A 538-nucleotide genomic window follows, 5' to 3' on the forward strand; every position below is an offset into this window, starting at 1 on the left:
TTTACAGTCCAGTCATAAAAGTAATCTCGAAAATATTGCAGTTTCACCTTTAGCAGTACCTTTACTTGCAGGGCCGGGAACCATTGCAACAGCTATGAATTATTCTGCATCTGGTGAGTTAACCAGAATTTTGATGACTATTTCTATTTTTGCTCTTTTGTGTCTGATAACTTTCTTTTGCTTTATATTTAGCTCTAAGATAATGGCACTGATTGGAAAAGGTGGGCTTGATATTGTTACGCGATTAATGGGATTAATTTTGACAGTCATTGGTGTTCAAATGTTGATAGTGGGTGTTTTGGAAACTGTAAGTCATCTGACGTAATGTCTAAATTACAGAGTTTTTGGCAGTATCTATATTGCCAAAGGTTGAAAATGAATTACTAAACTTCGTTAGCCAGACGCTTTGTAGTGCTAACGAAGCTTAGACCTACAAAGCCGTTTAAAGAAAACATAGCACTGATAGGGACTGACGGCTATTTCAACAACTATCTTATCACTGGCTTGTGAACTAGAAATAAATTCCAACGGACGTCTG

Annotated in this window: 1 protein-coding gene; it reads left to right on the forward strand. The window is 36.8% G+C overall.

The features are described 5' to 3' along the window. Window positions 1-325: MarC family protein (locus J7439_RS26085; RefSeq protein WP_286198524.1), on the forward strand; the 325-nt coding region annotated here is incomplete at its 5' end. Between the last annotated feature and the right edge of the window lie 213 nt (window positions 326-538).

It is taken from the genome of Salinisphaera sp. G21_0, assembly GCF_017744115.1.
Taxonomy (GTDB): Bacteria; Pseudomonadota; Gammaproteobacteria; order Pseudomonadales; family Endozoicomonadaceae; genus Endozoicomonas.